Annotated in this window: 19 protein-coding genes; 7 read left to right on the top strand and 12 right to left on the bottom strand. The window is 41.0% G+C overall.

What is annotated here, in order from left to right:
- Positions 1 to 210: 210 nt before the first annotated feature.
- Positions 211 to 1,434 carry a glycoside hydrolase family 5 protein gene (locus AC570H_RS21600; RefSeq protein WP_497358854.1) on the bottom strand — a complete coding sequence of 408 codons (1,224 nt, stop codon included), beginning with the start codon at positions 1,432 to 1,434 and terminating at the stop codon, positions 211 to 213.
- Between the two features lie 148 nt (positions 1,435 to 1,582).
- Entirely contained in the window at positions 1,583 to 1,990 is a 408-nt protein-coding gene (yiaA, locus tag AC570H_RS21605) for an inner membrane protein YiaA (RefSeq protein ID WP_497358856.1), read from the bottom strand.
- A 199-nt stretch (positions 1,991 to 2,189) separates the two neighbouring features.
- Here yiaA and AC570H_RS21610 point away from each other — a divergent pair, with 199 nt between their 5' ends.
- Positions 2,190 to 3,692 (top strand): NAD(P)H-hydrate dehydratase, encoded by a 1,503-nt coding sequence (locus AC570H_RS21610; RefSeq protein WP_497358858.1) that lies wholly within the window; start codon positions 2,190 to 2,192, stop codon positions 3,690 to 3,692.
- On the opposite strand, the gene AC570H_RS21615 is transcribed toward AC570H_RS21610, so the two are convergent.
- The 3 genes from AC570H_RS21615 to lipA all read right to left on the bottom strand — a co-directional run bounded on the left by AC570H_RS21615 (position 3,689) and on the right by lipA (position 6,047).
- Positions 3,689 to 4,540: an anti-sigma factor gene (locus AC570H_RS21615; RefSeq protein WP_497358860.1), complete on the bottom strand. Its 852-nt coding sequence runs from the start codon at positions 4,538 to 4,540 to the stop codon at positions 3,689 to 3,691. The two genes, AC570H_RS21610 and AC570H_RS21615, sit on opposite strands and share 4 nt — an antisense overlap.
- Positions 4,541 to 4,547: 7 nt before the next feature.
- Entirely contained in the window at positions 4,548 to 5,099 is a 552-nt protein-coding gene (locus AC570H_RS21620; protein WP_497358862.1) for an RNA polymerase sigma factor, read from the bottom strand.
- A 66-nt stretch (positions 5,100 to 5,165) separates the two neighbouring features.
- Positions 5,166 to 6,047, bottom strand: a complete 882-nt coding sequence (gene lipA / locus AC570H_RS21625) for a lipoyl synthase (protein ID WP_199136699.1) — start codon at positions 6,045 to 6,047, stop codon at positions 5,166 to 5,168.
- A gap of 282 nt (positions 6,048 to 6,329) precedes the next feature.
- Between lipA and AC570H_RS21630 the strand changes: the two genes are divergently transcribed.
- Positions 6,330 to 6,665: a hypothetical protein gene (locus tag AC570H_RS21630; RefSeq protein ID WP_497358864.1), complete on the top strand. Its 336-nt coding sequence runs from the start codon at positions 6,330 to 6,332 to the stop codon at positions 6,663 to 6,665.
- Between the two features lie 98 nt (positions 6,666 to 6,763).
- Here AC570H_RS21630 and AC570H_RS21635 read toward each other — a convergent pair whose 3' ends face one another.
- Together AC570H_RS21635 and AC570H_RS21640 are read right to left on the bottom strand one after the other, a co-directional pair.
- Positions 6,764 to 7,207, bottom strand: coding sequence for a GNAT family N-acetyltransferase (locus AC570H_RS21635; protein ID WP_497358866.1), 444 nt, complete (start codon positions 7,205 to 7,207; stop codon positions 6,764 to 6,766).
- An 8-nt stretch (positions 7,208 to 7,215) separates the two neighbouring features.
- The gene (locus AC570H_RS21640) at positions 7,216 to 8,520 is read right to left on the bottom strand and encodes a hypothetical protein (RefSeq protein ID WP_497358868.1); all 1,305 of its coding nucleotides are present in this window, start codon (positions 8,518 to 8,520) and stop codon (positions 7,216 to 7,218) included.
- Positions 8,521 to 8,950: 430 nt separating this feature from the next.
- Here AC570H_RS21640 and AC570H_RS21645 point away from each other — a divergent pair, with 430 nt between their 5' ends.
- Positions 8,951 to 10,468 (top strand): malate:quinone oxidoreductase, encoded by a 1,518-nt coding sequence (locus AC570H_RS21645; protein ID WP_497358870.1) that lies wholly within the window; start codon positions 8,951 to 8,953, stop codon positions 10,466 to 10,468.
- 134 nt (positions 10,469 to 10,602) lie between these two features.
- On the opposite strand, the gene ytxJ is transcribed toward AC570H_RS21645, so the two are convergent.
- From ytxJ to AC570H_RS21660, 3 genes are all read right to left on the bottom strand, one after another.
- A complete protein-coding gene (gene ytxJ, locus AC570H_RS21650) occupies positions 10,603 to 10,935 on the bottom strand; it encodes a bacillithiol system redox-active protein YtxJ (RefSeq protein WP_497358872.1) in 333 nt (110 codons plus the stop codon).
- Positions 10,936 to 11,133: 198 nt separating this feature from the next.
- On the bottom strand, positions 11,134 to 11,625 hold the full coding sequence (gene ribH / locus AC570H_RS21655; protein WP_497358874.1) for a 6,7-dimethyl-8-ribityllumazine synthase: 492 nt from the start codon (positions 11,623 to 11,625) through the stop codon (positions 11,134 to 11,136).
- A gap of 181 nt (positions 11,626 to 11,806) precedes the next feature.
- Positions 11,807 to 12,475 (bottom strand): tetratricopeptide repeat protein, encoded by a 669-nt coding sequence (locus tag AC570H_RS21660; RefSeq protein ID WP_497358876.1) that lies wholly within the window; start codon positions 12,473 to 12,475, stop codon positions 11,807 to 11,809.
- Between the two features lie 128 nt (positions 12,476 to 12,603).
- On the opposite strand from AC570H_RS21660, the gene recF reads away from it, so the two are divergent.
- Positions 12,604 to 13,707 (top strand): DNA replication/repair protein RecF, encoded by a 1,104-nt coding sequence (gene recF, locus AC570H_RS21665; protein WP_497358878.1) that lies wholly within the window; start codon positions 12,604 to 12,606, stop codon positions 13,705 to 13,707.
- Complete coding sequence (locus AC570H_RS21670) at positions 13,700 to 13,990, top strand: DciA family protein (RefSeq protein ID WP_497358880.1); 291 nt, start codon at positions 13,700 to 13,702, stop codon at positions 13,988 to 13,990. The genes recF and AC570H_RS21670 overlap by 8 nt, the downstream gene beginning before the upstream one ends.
- A 257-nt stretch (positions 13,991 to 14,247) precedes the next feature.
- Here AC570H_RS21670 and bamJ read toward each other — a convergent pair whose 3' ends face one another.
- Together bamJ and AC570H_RS21680 are read right to left on the bottom strand one after the other, a co-directional pair.
- Positions 14,248 to 14,976, bottom strand: a complete 729-nt coding sequence (bamJ, locus tag AC570H_RS21675; RefSeq protein WP_497358882.1) for a BamJ family beta-barrel-assembly machinery protein — start codon at positions 14,974 to 14,976, stop codon at positions 14,248 to 14,250.
- Between the two features lie 105 nt (positions 14,977 to 15,081).
- Complete coding sequence (locus AC570H_RS21680; protein WP_497358884.1) at positions 15,082 to 15,501, bottom strand: nucleoside-diphosphate kinase; 420 nt, start codon at positions 15,499 to 15,501, stop codon at positions 15,082 to 15,084.
- A gap of 117 nt (positions 15,502 to 15,618) precedes the next feature.
- On the opposite strand from AC570H_RS21680, the gene AC570H_RS21685 reads away from it, so the two are divergent.
- Both AC570H_RS21685 and AC570H_RS21690 read left to right on the top strand, forming a co-directional pair.
- Entirely contained in the window at positions 15,619 to 16,629 is a 1,011-nt protein-coding gene (locus tag AC570H_RS21685; protein WP_497358886.1) for a DHH family phosphoesterase, read from the top strand.
- A gap of 45 nt (positions 16,630 to 16,674) precedes the next feature.
- Positions 16,675 to 17,685 carry an FKBP-type peptidyl-prolyl cis-trans isomerase gene (locus tag AC570H_RS21690; RefSeq protein ID WP_497358888.1) on the top strand — a complete coding sequence of 337 codons (1,011 nt, stop codon included), beginning with the start codon at positions 16,675 to 16,677 and terminating at the stop codon, positions 17,683 to 17,685.
- The last annotated feature ends 103 nt before the right edge of the window (positions 17,686 to 17,788 follow it).

Here is a 17,788-nt window from a genome sequence, read left to right on the forward strand (position 1 = left end):
GACAGATCCTGAATCGAAGTTCAGGATAGCGTATGGAGGAAAACTGTAAATAGTAAGCTTCTAATTGTTTGAAAAACAATGTCTGTGCCCATCGGCAATTGTAGCCCTTTTTTCCGCTTTACTCCATTGCATTGCGTGCCCGCTTCAATAAGGGTTTATCTGATAACGTCATACTATCAACTGACAACTGAGAACTGTCAACTGAAAACTTTACTTCCCTTCCTTCAAGCCAAGGCCTTTTAAATAGCCATCGTTGGTGGTACAGTTTTCGAATTTGCACTTCTCTAGCAACAGGTTAAATGCATTTTCAATCACGGTCCTGTCGGCAGGAGCATATTTTCTTAGATCGGCAAAGCTGTATTTGGGTTGATCGGCATATTTGATCACCAAATCCCAGTTTTCTGGAACAGGGAAAGTAACGATGCCACTTTTGTTGTTCATCTTTTTGTACGGCCAAAAATGCCAGCTAATGTCTAGTTTCTCCATTAGCGTTCTGAATTCTAAAATCCATTTGTCGTTGTTTTCGCCGGTTTCGCCAACGTAAATTGGTACGTTATATTTATTGCTAAAGTCTACATATTCCTGAACTACATCTTGCGTAGTAGCCGTCCAATATTTGTGGAAAGTATAAACCAGTTTCTTGTCGAACGGCTCTCCAAACACCTTGAAGTTCGAATCCCATTGGGCACCACCTAAAAAGATCAAATGGTTTTTGTCAACTTTTCTTACGGCTGCAGTTACCTTCTTGTAAAATGGCTCTAAGTACGGATTAAGCTTTTTGGTATCGAAATAATGTGCGATAGGCTCGTTTAATAGATCATAGCCAATAACAGTTGGATCATTTTTGTAATGGTCGGCTATTCGGTTCCAAATACTAATGGTCAACTGCTGACTAGCCTCATTCTCGAACAAGAAAGGATAGCCATCACTATCGTCGATATTGTCGCCGGTTTGACCACCAGGTGCGCAATGCATATCTAATATTACAGGCAGGTTTTCGGCTTTGCACCATTTGATTACCCGATCCATTAATTCAAAACCTCGGTTCGGGTCATTGCCGCCCAAATAGCTTTCGGTAGTGAACATTTTATAGTGAAAAGGAATACGGATCGAATTCATTCCTGAGCTTTTCAGGTAACGGATATCGGCTTGGGTAACATAGTTGTCAAGGTATTTTTTCCAAAAGGCGGCCGTTTTATCGGGGCCAATCAGTTCGGTAAATACTTGATTAATCATTCTTGGGGAGGTGGCATCTTTGAACTTGAACATGTAACCCTCGGGGATGAGCCAGTTGCCCAAGTTGGTGCCTTTAAGTACAATGGGTTGGCCTTTGGGGTCGATAATGCTTTTACCTTTAACATCAAAGAATTTAGGGGTTTGCGCGGCTACGAAAAACGGGGCAAGGGCAAGTAGTAAAATTTTTAAGTATTTCATGAGAAAAATTGGGATAATTTATTCCTAAAATAACTAAAGTATAGGATTTTATGGAATTCCAATCGTCACAATTTTAATAAGATAGTGTATGAAGTACACAAAAAAAGCCACCTGCTTTACGCAAGTGGCCTGTAATGATTTGATTGTTCTAATTTAATTGTTGGCCTTTGTTAAAGATCTGGTTGTCTCTTGTGTTCTTCTGTACAGCAATCGCTCCAAAGAGCGCCAAGATAAAGGATATGCCATAAAATCCTTTTTCGCTCGGCAACAAGTCTGCATTCCATAAGCCAATAACCAATAGGGTAATGGTGAGTATGGTACAGAACCAGCTGATGCCATAGTAGATTTCGGTTACTGGAATGCCTTCCAGTTTGTCGCGTACGGCTTTTTGTAAAGAGATTACGGCGAATAGGCCGAACATCAATACGGCAAAGTAATAACCTTTTTCATTTAACAGCATATCGGAGCGCCAAAGCCCTACGATAAAGCCAATCATGCCAATTCCAAGTGCGATCCATGCGGCTGCTATGAACGCGTTCGATGGTTTTTGATTCATCTGCTTTTAATTTGGTTAGCGGTTTTTAATTATTGATATTCAGATGTTGGGAAGTAAGAAATGTTACAGTTTTTTGTCTTCTATCGATTCGTCATGATGGACTTGATCCGGAGTCTCGCTCGAGATAGATCCCGAATCAGGTCTGGGATGACGATTGGAAGATTTTTAACTCTAGATTAAAATCTGTAACTTAATACAGATGAAAAATCTCCTCTCCGCTGCCCAAATACGCGAAGCTGATGCTTATACCATCAAGCATCAGGCAATTTTTGCTATCGATTTAATGGAACGTGCCGCAAATGCCTTTGTAAAGGTTTTTAAGCAAGAAGTGCCGTTAAAAGAAACAGCCATAGCCATCATTTGTGGGTCTGGAAATAACGGTGGAGACGGCTTGGCCATTGCACGTTTGCTTGCACAGGAAGGCTACTCCAATGGTGAGGTTTACCTGACCAGCTTTTCGATTAAGCAAAGCGATGATTACCTGCAGAATCTCGAGCGTTTAAAAGAGACGAAAGTACCCATTATCCCATTAACAGACCTCGCATTACTTAGAAAAACAAAGGCAACAGTATTGATCGATGCCTTATTGGGCTCGGGTTTAAATAAACCTTTAACGGGAGATTTTTTAGCAGTAGCCACTCTTGTTAACGAACTTGATAAAAGAGTGATTGCAGTTGATGTGCCAACAGGCTTTTATGCAGAAGGTCCGCTCAATCATTACAATGGCATTAAAGCCGAACTGGCTATCGCTTTCCAACTACCTAAGCTTAATTTTTTCTTTCCCGAATCCGCACAGGCATTGGAACGCTTTAGGGTGGTGGATATTGGTTTAGATGAAGATTTTATAGCAGCACAGGCAAGCCGGTGGAAATTAACCGAGCAAACAGATGCCGGGAATTTAATTTCGCCAAGAAAGAATTTTAGCCATAAAGGAACCTATGGGCACGCGTTGCTGATTGCAGGCAATGAAACTACCATGGGGGCAGCCCTTTTGGCCGCAAGTGCTTGTTTGCATACTGGCGCTGGTTTAACCACGGTATGTTTGCCTAAAAGTGGCTTGGTTGCGCTCAATACAGCCTTGCCAGAAGTGATGGCTTTACCCAGAACTGCCGATTTAAGCATTGATATCTTCGATAAATTCAATGCCATTGCCATTGGCCCGGGTTTGGGAACAGAGTCTGAAAACGAGCGGCTGTTGGAGCAAATCATCGGCTTAAAACGGCCATTGATCGTAGATGCAGATGCACTGAACCTCTTGGCCAAAAGACAAGATATCTTATCAGAATTGTCTCCAGAAAGTATATTAACACCACACCTCAAAGAATTCGATCGTTTATTTGGACAACATCAGCACTGGTGGAGTCGTGTGGCTACGGCAAGCGAAGAAGCCATGGAGCGAAAAATCGTGATTATCCTTAAAAACCAATATACTTTTGTTTGCCTGCCAGATGGCGAAATACACATCAATCCCACTGGAAACCCAGCAATGGCTTCGGGAGGCATGGGCGATGTGCTGACGGGAATATTGGCAGCGTTACTGGCACAAGGCTACACTGCAGCCGACGCAGCTATTTTAGGGGTATACCTGCATGGAAAAGCTGGAGATGAACTGGCTAAAAAAAGAGCAACAGTCAGCGCATCACAATTGGCTTTGCAAATTCCAAAAACACTCAAGAAAATTTTAGAGAAGAAAGCGGATTAAATAGAAGTCTCGCCCATCACCACCATTTTCTCCATGGTAGGGTTCTGGCTGCCACCCATCGGTTCGATGGTTACTGCAAAAGCCTGTGCTTTGTTGATGGCTTCCATTTGTTTGACAGCTTCTTTAGCGGTTTCGTCAGAGCCGAACACACCTAAACTAACCGGTTTGCCATCAACCAAAGCCCACAATTGGTATTCGTGTGCTTTATCTGTTTTTGGCAATTGCATAGCGGCATAGTTAATCAGGATGCTTTTATTGGTTTTGTTCCAATAAACCAACATATTAGACGCTGGCGAATTTTTTACCCCGCCCAACTTTACGGTTGCCCATTCATTGGTCTCGGTCATATCTATGCGGTTTTTCATGCCGGCTTTGTCAAATTCCAATTTCGAAACCGTTGCGGCATAACTATCTTTTGTGGCGTTTAGGCTGGCAATCTGTTCGTGCGCGCTATGGAGTTGGTTGTACAAAGAGAATAAGCTAGCTGCACTCACGATTAGCAAAGCAATGCAGGCTACCAATGCAAATCGCAAAACCTTAACTCTGTTATCGGTATATAAAGGAATAATCTTCGGTTCGTTTGTAGGTGCTGCTACAGTTTGTGCTTGGGCAGGAATGTTATTTTCGCCTATGGCGCCTAGGATCTTATCTTCTAAATCAGCGGATGGTGTAACTTCATTTTCTAGCGCATAGCCCTCTAGTGCCAGCTCAACAGCTAACAATTCTTTTTTTATTTCGGGATGTTTTTGGGCCATTGCTTCTACCTCCCTACATTCTTGTTCAGTTAACTGACCCAAAACGTAGAGTTCAAGTATGCCCGATTCAATATATGCGTTTACATCTTCCACTTCCACCTCAATTAAAATTTTTCCTCAACTCTAAAATAGCCATTCGGACCCGTGTTTTTACGGTTCCCAAAGGCAAATTTAATTCTTCGGCTGCTTCAACGTGTGTATAGCCCCCAAAATAAACAAGATCTAATACTTGTTTAAATTCAGGCTTAAGCTGTGTAACTAGGTCTTTTAGGCCAAGTATATCAGCGTTAAAGCTAACCTTTTTTTGCTCGTCAATGAAATCTACGTTATTTTCTAAATCTTGGTTTTTGCTCGAATTCCTAAAATCTTTGGAACGAAGCTTATCAATCGACAAGTTGCGGGCAACATTCATCATCCAGGTAAACAAACGCCCTTTTGAGGGGTCGTAACCTTCAGCTGAGTTCCATATTTTAACAAAAGTTTCCTGTAATAGATCTTCGGCCAATTCAATAGGCTGAACAATGCGCGAGATTACGCCCAGCAAAGCCCCAGAATACATGCTGTACAATGCTTTGATAGCAATCGTATCGCGTCTTTTTAAGGCGCTTACCAGCTCTTCTTCAGAAAGGATTATTTTTTTTGAGGTTGCCAATTGGTCTAATATACAGAATACTTACAACAAGTCGCAGGAGAAAATGTTTTGTAATTAGATTTTTTACTAGAAATCGAACAGGTGTTTTTCTGCATGGTAGGAAGAACGTACCAATGGACCGCTCTCTACATATTTTAAGCCTTTGGCCAAACCAATTTCTTTATACTTGGCAAATTGATCGGGGTGTATCCAATCCACTACCGGATGATGCGCGCGTGTAGGTTGTAGGTATTGGCCCAAAGTAAGGATATGCACGCCGTTTGCTACCAAATCATCCATCGCTTCTAAGATGTCTTCTTCGGTTTCGCCAAGGCCAAGCATAATTCCTGTTTTTGTTCTTAGGCCAAACTCCGAAATGCGTTTTAAGGCTTCCAAACTTCTATCATATTTGGCTTGGATACGTACTTGCCTAGTCAGGCGCCTTACGGTTTCCATGTTATGAGATACTACTTCTGGTCTTTCTTCTAATACACGATAAAGATTATCCCATTGGCCCTTAAAATCAGGGATTAAGGTTTCTAAAGTAGTTTCTGGACTTTCACGTCTGATTGCCTGAAGGGTTTCTGCCCAAATGATAGAGCCCCCGTCTTTAAGATCGTCACGGTCAACCGAAGTAATTACACAATGCTTAACCTGCATCAATTTTACCGAATTAGCCACACGTGCCGGTTCGTCGGTATCAACGGCTAAAGGCCTACCGGTAGCTACTGCGCAAAATGAGCAAGAGCGTGTACAGATGTTGCCCAAAATCATAAAAGTTGCTGTGCCAGCTCCCCAGCATTCGCCCATATTGGGGCAATTGCCACTTTCGCAAATGGTATGCAACTTATGCGTATCAACTAAACTACGTACTTGAGCATATTCTTTGCCAACAGGTAATTTTACTCTTAGCCAGTCGGGTTTACGTGGGGCTTGGGTTACAGCCGGAACTACAGGAAGTTCAATCATAATACAAAGTTAAGCAATAGGATTGATAAGTCAGAAAACCGAAATGTTTGAATGTTGTAAAGTTATCTAGGGATAGATTAATTGTTCGATGGCCTGATTGTTAAATTGTTGTATGGCTAAACGGATTAATTGTAGAATCGCTGAACTGTAGGATGATTAATTGTTGAATTGTCAACTGAAAGCCAATGCTGAATTGTTCTATTTTTTTACAAGTGACTGATTGTTAAGGATAAGCAATACGTTCTGCTTATATTTAAATATAAACCCTATTAACCCTAATCAATGAAAAAAATCTTTATTTTAATGATGGTACTAAGCGTTTTTAGTCTGTCAGCCACTAGTGTTTCGAGCGCAAAAGCTCCTCAACTAACCAAACTGAAAAAAACAGATCCTATTGGTGTTTGGCGTGGATCAGCCTGGGTGCTTGACGCAAACAGCAATTGGGTGCTCGCCGAGTTTTATGCCAATGATTACGTAACTACTGAAATTTTAGGAACAGCTATAAATGGCGATTTTTGGGTTACCGATGGTTACTTCTATACCTCAGGTGGTCTGCCATACATCGATGCTGAGATCTTCTGTTCGCCAATGCCAATTTTATATAATGGCCCAATTTGATGTAAAAATCAGTTAAATCAACCGCAAAGAAAGGAAGAACATGTTAAGTACATCAAGCTTCATTCTTTGCGGTTTGGTAACCGCCAACTGAAAACTGATCAACTTTTCCTATCAAAAACTACCTGCCTTTTGGTTTCTTCAAAACCGATACTTTTGTAAAATTCATGGCTTTCCAGTCGTTTAATGTTGCACCTCACGCGGATTTTCTCCACATCAAAAGCTTCGCTCCAAATGTTGACCGCTTCAATCAGTTTTTTTCCTATTTGCTGTTTTCGAAAATTAACATCAACCACTAGGCCCAGGATTTCTACGAAAGGTGGACCTTCCAGTGTGAGTCGATAAGAACCATGAATCCAACCAACGATTATTCCATCGGCAAGCGCCACAAAAATACTGTCGGTCTTATTGCTTAGCAGATTTTCGAGGCGTTGGTACATGTCTGCATGATCGTTCTCATAACCTAATTGACTGGTGAGCTGACAGATTTGTACCACTTGTTGTTGGTTTGCTTCTTTAAGTTGCGTAATGAGGGGCTCCGCCATATTTGAGATTATTTCAAGAGGTCTTTTGCGCTTTCTACCAATTCCTTGCTTTTGTTTTTGAGCTCGGTTTTTTTCTTGTCCAATGTTTCGTTACTGGTATAGCTGCTCACCGAATTAGAAATTTGCTGTACTTTGCGCAAGGTGCCGAAAATCTTCTCGGTATGAGGAACGTTGTTGTCTTTCATTACTTTTTCCCAATTGATTTTGGCCAAAACAGAAACCATATATTTTGTCGCAACTTTGCTTAAAAACACTTTATCATACACACCGTTTAAAGCTGCATCAGGCTCCCTCTTTTTTACATAAGCAATTGTTTTTTCTAAGGCTTCGTGTTCGCTGTTTGATAGCAAAGGACTTTGGTTCAATTTGGTTAGTGCCGCTATTGCCTGTTCAGGCTTTTCCTTTTTCAGGTACAAATAACTCTCTATTGATAAGGTAAGTTCGTTTTCGAGACCTAGCTTTTTGGTGTCGGCCAAGAATTTCTCAAAATCTTCTAAAGCCCTTTCTTCGTCAATTTTTCGCTCCATCATCAAACGGTCAAAGCCCCTAAACAAGTAATTGATGCTGTGAAAAGCGGTATGGGTTTGTTCGTTGTTCAGGTTTCCCCAGCCAAAAAAAGCCTTGGTATAGGGCAATGGGATATTCTGGTTTTTATCTAGCCAAACGATATTTCTTGAAATTCCATCTTCCGACAGGTAATACAGGCTGTTGCTAAAAAACAGAAAGCCCCTTACAAATTCGAGCAAGGTTTTGAGCTCGCCATCCGGCAGATGTTCAGGATGTGTCATTGCTGATTCGTAGAGCGCAAATGGCTTTCCAAAATCCCTGCTAACCAGTACAATCATACTTAAGATGGCATGTTCCATGTTTTGGGCCTCGGTTTTATCTTTTTCGTTCATCAAGGCCAATGGCTTTGTTTTGTCGCTGTTCATGGCGCTGATGCCTTCTAAAAGCGAGGGAAAAATATCTTCGTCGGTTGCTTTTACAAAACTTTTGATGGCTCGGTAATCACGGTACATGCGTAGTGCATCTACAACAGAAATCTTGGTTTGGTTGGTGTCGATGTTGCTCAACGTTTGAGCTACGGTTTGAAAGTGTTTAGCAAATTTTTGGTATTCAGGCTTGGTGGTGTCTTGTACCGCGTTTGACCTTATGCCAATTTTAACGAATTTATAGAATGTGATTTTGTCGTAGTCCAGATTGGCTGTTAAAGTCTTTTTGTCTTGTTCCAACAGGTAGGCATCGGTTTTGGGTTTGGAACAAGCTTGTATCAGGAAAGTGAATAAAATAAAAACAAGGACGTTGGTTTTCATAGATGGTTAAAATAATGGATGAGATTTTTACTTAGAAACGGTTTAAAAATGAAAAGAAACTTATAAGTTCATGAGCTGGGTGGAGACATCTATCTCTAGCGACGCTAGTGGGCGGTTTCTCCACCGTCCATTTGATATTCCACAGAAATTTAAACAGTTCTAGTAAATGAAAATAGAAAATAATTACAGCATGTTTGTCTTTTTTCTCATTTTAATTTAAAAACTAGGCGCAATTCTCTTTGTTTTTCTTTCTAAACAGTAAATTTGTAAACTAACCAAAAAGAATTGCTTTTTCTGACAAGGAAAATGCTGAAGCATATAGCTTCGTCCTGACTGAACGCGAATTTATTTAATTAGACTAACATGACTGTTATGTATTTGTTTGGCACCGATTGTGCTAAGTAAATAACAGATTTTATTTGGTTGTAAAATGAGCAGAAAAAGAAAGACGGTTGTTGAAACCGACGCAGATGTAATTCTGATTGGCGCTGGCATTATGAGCGCCACACTTGGTATGTTGTTAAAAGAGCTGGAGCCAGATTTGAGCATTGAAATATATGAACGTTTGGATATCGCGGCTGCGGAAAGTTCCGATGCCTGGAATAATGCAGGTACAGGACACTCGGCATTTTGCGAACTGAACTATACGCCTCAAAAGGAAGATGGTTCGGTTGATACCAAAAAGGCAGTTCAAATTGCCGAATCTTTTGAGGTTTCCAAACAGTTCTGGACTTATCTTGTAGAGAAAAACATTCTTTCTGATCCACACACCTTTATTAGAAATATTCCACACCTGAGCTTTGTTTGGGGCGAAGACAATATCAAATTCTTGAAGACCCGTTACGAGGAGCTACGAAAATGCAACTTGTTCGAGGATATGGAATACACCGAAAATCCTACTACCTTAAAAGAGTGGGTGCCTTTGATTATGGAAGGTCGCAGCGACGATGAAAAAGTAGCAGCCACCAAAATGGACTTGGGTACGGATGTGAACTTTGGTTCATTGACCCGCGAAATGTTCAGCTACCTAGGCAAACAAGCCAATGTAAGTTTGTTTTTCGACCATGAAATCCGTGAGCTGGATAAAACCGATAGCGGGGCCTGGGAAGTAAAAGTTAAAAACTTGGAAACTGGCAAAAAACGTAAACGCCTGGCCAAATTTGTATTTATTGGTGCTGGTGGAGGTTCATTGCCTTTGTTAGAAAAATCTGATATCCCAGAAGGAAAAGGCTTTGGCGGTTTTCCGGTGAGTGGCCAATGGCTGAAATGTACTAATGAAGAGGTAATTGCCCGTCACCATGCCAAAGTTTATGGCAAGGCTGCGGTTGGCGCTCCTCCAATGTCGGTGCCACACTTGGATACGCGTATGATCAATGGCAAACAGGCACTGCTTTTTGGGCCTTATGCCGGCTTTTCGACTAAATTCCTGAAACATGGTTCGTTTCTAGATCTGCCTTTATCTATCAAATTCAATAATATCCGTCCAATGATTTCTGCTGGCTTGCATAACTTGGATTTGACCAAATACCTGATCGAACAAGTGCGTCAATCGCCAGAAGATAGGATGGAAGCCTTAAGGGAATACCTGCCGAATGCCGAAATGAAGGATTGGGAATTGGAAACAGCTGGCCAACGTGTGCAGGTCATCAAAAAGGATGAAAAAGAAGGCGGAATTTTAGAGTTTGGTACCGAAGTGGTAAGTGCAGCTGATGGTTCTATTGCCGCTTTGTTGGGTGCTTCTCCAGGTGCTTCAACTGCAGTTTCTATTATGCTCGATTTGATGAGCCGTTGTTTTAAAACTGAAATGCAAAGCGCCAAATGGTTGTCTAAAATCAAACAGATTATCCCAACCTACGGACAAAAACTGGCAGAAAACGAAACGCTTTGCCAAGAAACCAGACAACATACTTCTGCAACACTGAAACTGAATAGTTTGGTGGAAGGCTAGGTTTGAGGTAAGATGTAAAACGGAAGATGGAAAATGTAAGATAGAAGAGGTGAGATGGAAAACTAACCGCTAGGGTGCTAAGTTTTTGCATCACACTTCTTTCTTTGCCACTAATTCTTGTCTCAGTGAATTATTTAAGCCGTAATTGATTCCGCAATTTCTTCTGCAGAAATATCGCTGTGCGAAGAATCCAAGATGCACTCTCCGTCTTTGATCAATAAAACCTGTGGCGATTCGTGGTGAACCTGAAATGTTTCAGCAATCAGGGCAGAAATATCCCTATGGCTAATCAAGTCTAAAAAGTAAAGTGGTGTATTTTCAGGTATGGCACTCCAGTCAAACTCAAAATTTCTTTTGGCCATCAGGCTGATCGAACAACGGGTACTGTGCTTAAATATCACACTATAACCCTGTGCGCTTTTAATGGCGTTAATTTGTTCTGGGTCGTTAAGATTTATCCATTGCATTTTTTATCCTCTCCTTCTTTTTCCTTCCGGATAAGAGCTGTAGGCAGGACAAAGACGAGAAGAGCATGATTCTAATACGGCAATTGCGCAGAACAAGAATAATAGAAGAATAGCTACTTTTTTCATCGACTTTAGTTTAAAGGATTTCCTGATTTAAAGCTCTAAATTACAAATTTTTATGAATAACAAGCAAGCGAATTAAATTGTTGTCGCGAAGTGCGCCATTTTAAGCGCGGTGATGGCTGCTTCATCGCCTTTGTTACCATGTTTGCCACCAGCCCTGTCAATAGCCTGTTGCTCGTCGTTTGTAGTCAACACGCCAAAAATAACCGGTTTGCTGTGTTTAATGCCTACATTGGTAATGCCATTGGCTACGGCTTCGCAAATAAAATCGAAGTGCTTGGTGTCTCCTTGTATCACACAGCCTAGGCAGATTACTGCATGCAAACCCACTTGTTGGGTCAGTAAAATTTCTGCAGCAGCAGTAAGTTCAAAACTTCCTGGTACCGATGCCGAAATGATATTTTCTTCCTTAACGCCATGTTTAACCAACGTATCATAAGCGCCTTGGTAAAGTGCACCGGTAATTTTAGCATTCCATTCTGCTACTACGATTGCAATTTTATAATCAGCTCCGTTTGGGATAGTGGTATGGGAGAAATCCGACAGATTTTTAAGATGTGTTGCCATGTTGCAAAGATAGGATTCTGCCTTTAATGTTGTAAGGCTGAAAAGTTGGTATGGTGTAATTTTTGATAAAGTATCAAGAAGCAAGTATCGAGTAGCAAGATAATTTTTGTGGCTAGAATTTCAGCCATAAAAAAAGAGAATGCCTTTTGGACATTCTCTTTTAGAACCGGATAACCGGAAATTATTTTGCTTGAGCTTCTGCACGAGCGATGTATTCATCGATCATAGCTGCTTCTTGACTGTCGGGGAATTGAGATTTGATTTTGTTGTAAGCTTCTGCAGCGCCTTTAAAATCTTTCAATTGTTCGTTTACCAAACCTAATTTTTTAAGGAACATTGGCGAAGTGAATTTGTTGGTCGATTTATCAGCAGCTTTTTTGTAAAAGGTAGCCGCTTGTTTGAAATCTTTCAACTCGCTGTAAGCATCGCCCAAAAGGCCTAAGGCCAATGGATCAGCAACAGGGCTTCCGGTAGCGGTGTATTTGCCTAAAGCTTCGGTTGCTTTTTTGTATTCGCCTTTGCGCAAATAAATACCACCCAAATAAAGGTTGGCCAAATTTGCCGATTTGGTGTTTTCGTATTCTGCAGCGATTTTTTCCAAACCTGGATAACCGCCTTCGCCATTGATGGCAATGTTTGCCAATGAATCAACGCCTACATATTGTTCAGCTTTGAACATCTGTCCAGCTGCATCTTCTGCTCTGTTTTTAAGGTAAACATTTTGATACCAAAAATAAATACCGATTAAAACTACGATTGCGCCAGCAATAAAAACCAGGCTTTTGGTGTTTTCTTGTACAAAAGAACCTTTTTTCACAGGCTGATTAATTTCTTTCTCTGTTGTAGACATTTTATTTTAAAAAATTAAGGATTGCAAAAATACGTTTTTCAATGAAAGTATCAACCCCTTTTTTAACTATTTAATTAAACTTTAGTCAATTAGCACCGTTAAAAAAAAGTAACTTTGAGCTGTAAAATATGTGGCTTAAAAATATTACCCTTCTCAATTTCAAAAACTATGCTTCGGCAGAGCTTAATTTTTCTAAAACCGTAAATGCTTTTGTGGGCAATAATGGAGCTGGAAAAACCAATTTGCTCGATGCCGTACATTATTTATGTCTTTGCAAAAGCTATTTTAATCCCATAGATAGTCAGCAGATTAAAACCGACGAAGATCTCTTTTTGGTGCAGGGCGATTTTGACAGGAAAGAAAAAAACGAAAAAATAACCTGCGGACTAAAGCGCAACCAAAAAAAGCAGTTTAAGCGCAATAAAAAAGAATACGACAAGCTGGCCAACCATATTGGTCTTTTCCCATTGGTGATGATTTCGCCCTACGATATCAACCTCATTATGGATGGAAGCGAGGAACGGAGGCGGTTTATAGACAATGTGATTTCGCAGACCGATGCCGACTACCTGGATCAACTGATCGTTTACAATAAGCACCTGCTCAACCGCAATGCATTGCTCAAGCAAATCGCGGCAACACGAAAGCTCGATGTGGCACTGCTGGAGATTTTGAATGAGCAATTGGTGCAATCGGGCATAAAGATTTTTGAAAAGCGCAAACTGTTTCTGGCCGATTTTATCCCTTTGTTTAACCAGCATTACAGCTACATCAGTGGAGATGCGGAAGAGGTATCCTTAATTTACCAATCGCAATTGAACGAGCAGGATTTTGAACAGCTTTTGACCCAATCGATTGAAAAAGACAGGTTGCTCGAGCGAACCACTACCGGTATCCATAAAGACGAGCTCTTGTTTGCCATTAGGGAAATGCCTTTAAAGAAATTTGGTTCGCAGGGACAACAAAAATCATTCTTGATTGCCTTGAAACTGGCTCAATACAGTTATTTGCAAAAATCGAAGGGTTTTAAACCCTTGCTGTTATTGGATGATATTTTTGATAAGTTGGACGATTTGAGGGTGCGTAAGCTGATGGAAATGGTTTCGCACCATGATTTTGGCCAGCTGTTTATCACCGATACCAATAAAGAAAGAGTAAATTCTATTTTTAATGCCATCAATGTTAACGTAACTTTGTTCGAAGTAGTCAACGGAACAATCAGCCATGCGTAAACCCAACGATATTACCCTAAAGGAAGCCATTACCAAAATGCTTTCGGTTTACCGTTTGCGCGGCAAGTATGATGAAACAGGCTTGGTGGCACATTGGCCAGAAATTATGGGTACGGCTGTGGCCAATAGAACTACGCAGATTTATGTAAGCCAAAGAAAATTGTTCGTGCGTATTGAATCTTCGGTAATCAAAAATGAATTGCTGATGGTGCGTACCGGGATCATCCAAAAGCTGAACGAGCGGGCCGGAGGAGAAATAATTACCGAAATCGTTTTTCTATAACATAAAAAATCCCGCTGTTCAAACGGGATTTCTTGTTAGTCTCTGCCACCAAATATTTTGGATATGAGCCAAATAATCAAGGCAAGGACAATCACTACTACAATGATGCCGGTCCAAACGCCGGCTTTGAATATGCCTTCTACAAGTTCACAACTGCTTAGTGTGGTACAGAGAAGCGCAATAAATGCTAAGGGGATATATTTGTTCATGGCTGTTGATCTTTGCCTATAACAACAGCGCAGGCCAAAAATAGTTTCCTATTGCTCTACTTTAATCAATTCCACTTCAAAAATCAAGCTGCTGAAAGGAGGAATGTCGTTGCCCATCGCTCTTGAACCGTAAGCTAGGTTTTGAGGGATGAAAAAGCGGAATTTTGATCCTTCTGGCATCAGTTGCAAGCCTTCTGTCCAACCAGAAATTACCTGGTTAAGGCCAAATGTGGTAGGCTCTCCACGATCGTAAGAACTGTCGAACTGCTTGCCGTTGAGCAAGGTTCCTTTATAATGAACAGTAACTCGGTCTGTAGCTTTAGGCTTGTTGCCGGTTCCTTGTGTAATTACTTCATACTGTAAACCGCTGGCCGTGGTTTGAACTCCGGCTTTGGTTTTGTTTTTGGCGAAAAAAGTTTTCCCTTCGTTAATGGCAGACCCGTATTTTTCTTTGCCTGCTTCTTCAAAAAACTTGGTTACAGCCTCCTGGCATTGTTCTTTGCTAAGTGATGGATTGGCGCTTGCGAAGACATCTTTCAAAGCTTTACTGAACAGCTCGTAGTTGAGGGCATTCACGCCTCCAGCCTTAAAGCTGTTGGCTACGTTTAGGCCTAATGCATAGCTGGCCGAATCGAGGTTGCTTTTAAAAACAGGTACTTTAGCAATGGGTTTAGCTGCGGTAGCCAGTTTTTTTGCCGGAGCGGCTTTTCCTTTGGTTTGGGCATTAGCGCTCAATCCAACTGTTGCGATTAGAGCGGCAATAAATATTTTCTTCATTAATTAGTTTTAAAGGCCGAAAGATACAAAATAAAACCACCTACAAAAAAAATACGTCATCCCAAACTGTTTCGAGATGACGTATCCATAAGTTGTTTGTGCAGCCTAGAAGCGCTCTGCAGCGGTGAAGAAGAAATCGCCTTCGATTTGCGCGTTTTCGTCAGAATCTGAACCGTGAACAGCGTTGGCATCGATAGATTTTGCATATTTCTGACGGATGGTTCCTTCTGCAGCTTCTGCAGGATTGGTTGCGCCGATCAGGTTTCTGAAATCTTCAATCGCATTGTCTTTTTCCAAGATCGCAGCAACGATAGGGCCAGAAGACATAAAGCTTACCAAGTCGTTATAGAAAGGACGCGCTTTGTGTACGGCATAAAATTCGCCAGCAGTTTCTGCAGTTAGCTTTGTGTATTTCAAAGCGATGATTTTAAAACCTGCTTTGGTAATATCGTTAATGATTGCGCCAATATGCCCGTTTGCAACCGCATCAGGCTTAATCATTGTAAATGTTCTATTTGTAGCCATTTTTATTTTAATTCAAAATTTTTGCAAAAATACAATTATTCGCTTAATATTTAAAGGACGATCGAATAAAACGTGTCAATTAAACCTAAAATCATTAGCTTTGCTGGCGAAAAAATTATGATATCCATTTCAGAATTAAAAACCTTGTTGGCTACGCCACAGAAGATCGTGATCACCACGCACCATAAGCCAGACGGCGATGCAATGGGCTCGTCTTTAGGTTTATATGCCTTTTTAATTCAGAAAGGCCATCATGTACAGGTAATTACGCCAACCGATTATCCAGATTTTTTACACTGGATGCCAAACAACTCGAACGTAATCATCTATACCGAAGCACAAGAACAAGCAGTGCAGCTGATTAACGATGCAGCTTTGATTTTCTGCCTCGACTTTAACACGCTGAGCAGGATCAACGAATTAGGCGAGCATATCCGTAATGCGCCAGGATTAAAATTGATGATCGACCATCATCTAGATCCTGAAGATTTTGACGATTACCGCCATTGGAACATCAATGCCTGTGCAGCGGCGCAATTGGTGTACGATTTTATTAAAAACGAGCTGAACGAAGGCGAACTGCTCAATAAAGACGTAGCAACTTGCTTGTACACCGGAATCATGACCGATTCGGGCTCTTTCCGTTTTCCATCAGCTACTTCAACGGTATATCGCATTGCTGCCGACCTGATCGATTTGGGCGCAGAACATTGGCGCATCCACCAATTGGTGTACGATAATGCCTCAGAAAACCGTTTACGTTTTTTAGGCCATTGCCTATCTAACAAATTGGAGATTTTGAGAGAATTCAATACGGCCATTATTACGGTAAATGCCGAAGAGCTAAAAACCTATCAGATTGCTACAGGCGATACGGAAGGCATCGTAAATTATGCGCTTTCTATCAACGGCATTAAACTCGCTGCATTTATCATTGAAAGAACTGATAAAGTTAAACTATCTTTACGCTCTACAGGCGATTTTCCGGCCAACGAAATCTGTAAAAAGTACTTCGACGGCGGTGGCCATAGAAATGCGGCAGGCGGGGCTTCAGAATTGAGCCTGGCCCAAACCATTGAGAAATTTAAATCGATATTACCAGAATATAAAACACAACTATTACAATAATTGAGGTCGACCTCACGCTATTCAAAAAACACAATAATTAGAACAATGAAAAAAAGTTTAGTAATTCTTTTAGCAGCTACACTAGGCCTAGCCGCTTGCAACAGAGAGAAAAAAGGTCCGGGAGGTTTGCTTTATACTATCCACCATAGCGATAGCAAAGACAAGATTAAAGAAGGTGATATCGTGAAGATGGACTTTGTTCAGAAAAACGACAAAGATTCGGTTTTCTTCAGTACTTATGAAAACGGAATTCCTCAGGTTTTCCCTGTAGGTAAGAAAAATTATGCTGGCGATATGAATGATGTGCTTTATCTTTTTGGAGAAGGCGATAGCGCTACCTTCAAATTGAACTTGGATACCATGGCTTTTTATCAAAAATCGCCTAAGCCAGAGCAGTTCAAAAACGATAAATACATGACTTTTACGGTGAAAATCCATAAAGTATTCAAGAAAAATGCTAACGAAGCTGATTCTGTATTCCACGCAAGAGCAAATGAGTATTTCCAAAAAGACTACCAAACTACGATGGAGAACATGAAAAAAGCAGAGCCTGCTAAAATCAAAGCTTACATCGAAGAAAAAGGCCTTAAAACCAAAACTACCCCAAGTGGTTTAGAGTATGTGATCGTTAAAGAAGGCAGTGCCGAAAAAGCGGTTACCGGCGATACAGTTTCGATCAGCTATACTGGCAGCTTGACTAAAAAAGGTGCTAACAAAAAATACATCATTTTTGACACTAGCGACGAGAAAACTGCTAAAGAAGCAAACCTTCCATCGATGGGCAGAACTTATGGCCCAACCAAAATGGTAGTAGGTGGTGCAATTCCAGGTTTTACAGAAGCTTTAGGCCTAATTGGCAAAGGCGGTAAAATTACTGTGGTGATCCCTTCTAAATTAGGTTATGGCGAGCAAGGCGTTCCACAGGCAAAAATTGGTGCAAACAGCCCATTGGTATTCGATATCGAAATTGTAGATATCATCAAAGGCAAAGCTCCGGTTACAACTACTTCACCTGTGCCAGTAACTGCTACACCTGCTCCAGAAGTAAAACACTAGGAGTAGATCTGAATAAAATTGACAAGCCCTCGATAATATCGGGGGCTTTTTTTGTAAAATCAGCTTTTGTGGTGACATAAAGCTGAGCAAATGCCCTTACCTT

This window comes from Pedobacter sp. B4419 (genome assembly GCF_059693725.1).

What these genes read in the sequence shown, in the direction of transcription:
- AC570H_RS21680 (WP_497358884.1), bottom strand. Translation starts at nt 15,501, where the DNA reads ATGGCTACAAATAGAACATTTACAATGATTAAGCCTGATGCGGTTGCA.
- AC570H_RS21600 (WP_497358854.1), bottom strand. Translation starts at nt 1,434, where the DNA reads ATGAAATACTTAAAAATTTTACTACTTGCCCTTGCCCCGTTTTTCGTA.
- AC570H_RS21640 (WP_497358868.1), bottom strand. Translation starts at nt 8,520, where the DNA reads ATGAAAACCAACGTCCTTGTTTTTATTTTATTCACTTTCCTGATACAA.
- yiaA (WP_497358856.1), bottom strand. Translation starts at nt 1,990, where the DNA reads ATGAATCAAAAACCATCGAACGCGTTCATAGCAGCCGCATGGATCGCA.
- bamJ (WP_497358882.1), bottom strand. Translation starts at nt 14,976, where the DNA reads ATGAAGAAAATATTTATTGCCGCTCTAATCGCAACAGTTGGATTGAGC.
- recF (WP_497358878.1), top strand. Translation starts at nt 12,604, where the DNA reads ATGTGGCTTAAAAATATTACCCTTCTCAATTTCAAAAACTATGCTTCG.
- lipA (WP_199136699.1), bottom strand. Translation starts at nt 6,047, where the DNA reads ATGATTGAACTTCCTGTAGTTCCGGCTGTAACCCAAGCCCCACGTAAA.
- AC570H_RS21645 (WP_497358870.1), top strand. Translation starts at nt 8,951, where the DNA reads ATGAGCAGAAAAAGAAAGACGGTTGTTGAAACCGACGCAGATGTAATT.
- AC570H_RS21610 (WP_497358858.1), top strand. Translation starts at nt 2,190, where the DNA reads ATGAAAAATCTCCTCTCCGCTGCCCAAATACGCGAAGCTGATGCTTAT.
- AC570H_RS21630 (WP_497358864.1), top strand. Translation starts at nt 6,330, where the DNA reads ATGAAAAAAATCTTTATTTTAATGATGGTACTAAGCGTTTTTAGTCTG.
- AC570H_RS21660 (WP_497358876.1), bottom strand. Translation starts at nt 12,475, where the DNA reads ATGTCTACAACAGAGAAAGAAATTAATCAGCCTGTGAAAAAAGGTTCT.
- AC570H_RS21690 (WP_497358888.1), top strand. Translation starts at nt 16,675, where the DNA reads ATGAAAAAAAGTTTAGTAATTCTTTTAGCAGCTACACTAGGCCTAGCC.
- ytxJ (WP_497358872.1), bottom strand. Translation starts at nt 10,935, where the DNA reads ATGCAATGGATAAATCTTAACGACCCAGAACAAATTAACGCCATTAAA.
- AC570H_RS21685 (WP_497358886.1), top strand. Translation starts at nt 15,619, where the DNA reads ATGATATCCATTTCAGAATTAAAAACCTTGTTGGCTACGCCACAGAAG.
- ribH (WP_497358874.1), bottom strand. Translation starts at nt 11,625, where the DNA reads ATGGCAACACATCTTAAAAATCTGTCGGATTTCTCCCATACCACTATC.
- AC570H_RS21635 (WP_497358866.1), bottom strand. Translation starts at nt 7,207, where the DNA reads ATGGCGGAGCCCCTCATTACGCAACTTAAAGAAGCAAACCAACAACAA.
- AC570H_RS21670 (WP_497358880.1), top strand. Translation starts at nt 13,700, where the DNA reads ATGCGTAAACCCAACGATATTACCCTAAAGGAAGCCATTACCAAAATG.